This is a genomic window from Shewanella sp. 10N.286.45.A1, assembly GCF_041470405.1.
Taxonomy (GTDB): domain Bacteria; phylum Pseudomonadota; class Gammaproteobacteria; order Enterobacterales; family Shewanellaceae; genus Shewanella.
In genome coordinates, this window is sequence record NZ_JBFRMK010000238.1 from 1 (window position 1) to 1,743 (window position 1,743).

The following is a 1,743-nucleotide window of genomic DNA, read 5'->3' on the forward strand; positions in this document are numbered from 1 at the left end:
TAATGGAATTGGTATTACTGTCGATACAAATGTGTGGTTTGTGTAATAAGCATACTATGACGTAACTCGAAAGATAAAACCAGTTTTTTGACGCTGGATCACGATGAGAAATTATGTAGTAAAGTTAGGTGAAATGCCGTTGTATAAATTTTATTTGTGTTCAAAGTTCAAAATATTGACGTGTTACCGAGCCTAGACAATGAAATGAAACCGGCTAAAACAGCAGGTAAAAGTTTAGCAGCCCAAGCCTGACGGCTTGAGCTAAGAGTGGGCTACTTAAGTTTGACGACTAGGTTATCGATTAAGCGTGTTGCACCCATATAAGCGGCGGCCAAAATGACCAGCTCTGTATCGCTACCTTGAGCCTTATTGAAAGTTTTTGCGTTACGAATATCGAGATAATCGTTATCAAATCCAGCTGCGGAAATTGCTATATTTGCTGCGCTGATAACCTCGTCAGTTTGTTTGCCAGCGCAAAGCTCTATTGCCATTTTATCTAAGGTTTGTTTAAGCGCTGCGGCTTGCTGCTTTTGCGCTGCAGATAAGTAGCCGTTACGTGAACTCATTGCGAGGCCTGAATCTTCGCGAATTGTTTCGACACCGATAATTTCAATCGGCATAGAAAGATCTTCAACCATGGTCTTAATGACTAACAACTGTTGAAAGTCTTTCTGCCCAAACACAGCGATGTCAGGCTGAACAATATTAAACAGCTTGCACACGATAGTCGCAACGCCACGGAAGTGACCTGGACGGCTTTCACCACATAATTGATCAGAGATCAGCGGCACTTCAACAAAAGTCTGCGCGTCCATTCCCTTTGGGTAAATAATGCCTGGAGTCGGGGTGAATAGTAATTCTGCTCCAGCCTCTATTAACGCATTTTTATCATCGTTAAGCGTTCTTGGGTAGGCATCAAGATCTTCATGTTGGCCAAATTGCATAGGATTAACGAAGATAGAAGCAACCACGTGATCGGCTCGTGACTTGGCTTCTTTAACTAATGTGAGATGCCCTAGGTGTAAATTACCCATCGTAGGGACAAAGGCAACAGTTTCGCCTTTCATACGCCATGCAAGGACTTGCTTGCGAATAGCGCTAATAGATTCGGTGGTGATCATGATTTTACTGCTCTAACACTAACAAAAATTAAATTGTTGAAACACGTTTAACCAATCGCTTAGTTAAACGTATGCTCTTCAGCTGGAAAAACACCTTGGGCTACTTCATCAATATAGGCGCGGACTGCACTACGGATCTCACCTGTTTGCTTGAGGTAATTTTTAGAAAAACGTGGGATGTAGCCACTAGAAATACCGAGTACGTCGTGCATCACTAGGATCTGACCATCGGTGTCTGCTCCCGCACCAATACCGATGACAGGTATGGTTAAGGCTTCGGTAATTGCTTTAGCTAGTGGTGCAGGAATGCACTCCACAACAAGTAATTGCGCGCCAGCGGCTTCTAGTGCCTTAGCTTCATCGAGAATGCGCTGAGCATTGTCAGCATCGCGGCCCTGAATTTTGAAACCACCAAAAACATGCACTGATTGCGGCGTTAACCCCAAATGAGCACAAACCGGAATACCTCTCTCGGTAAGCATTTTAACGCTTTCTAGTAACCAGTGGCCACCTTCAACTTTGACCATGCTGGCACCTGCTTGCATTAGCGCAGTGGCGTTAGTCATAGTTTGCTCTGGAGTGGCATAACTCATAAAAGGCATATCAGCGATGAGTAACGAGC

Annotated in this window: 2 protein-coding genes; both read right to left on the minus strand. The window is 44.1% G+C overall.

Annotated features, from left to right (window positions below):
* Positions 1–272: 272 nt before the first annotated feature.
* Positions 273–1,121 carry a pantoate--beta-alanine ligase gene (panC, locus tag AB4238_RS16725; RefSeq protein ID WP_372034454.1) on the minus strand — a complete coding sequence of 283 codons (849 nt, stop codon included), beginning with the start codon at positions 1,119–1,121 and terminating at the stop codon, positions 273–275.
* 59 nt (positions 1,122–1,180) lie between these two features.
* A partial coding sequence (gene panB / locus AB4238_RS16730; RefSeq protein WP_372034455.1) for a 3-methyl-2-oxobutanoate hydroxymethyltransferase occupies positions 1,181–1,743 on the minus strand: 563 nt, incomplete at its 5' end.

What these genes read in the sequence shown, in the direction of transcription:
- panC (WP_372034454.1), bottom strand. Translation starts at nt 1,121, where the DNA reads ATGATCACCACCGAATCTATTAGCGCTATTCGCAAGCAAGTCCTTGCA.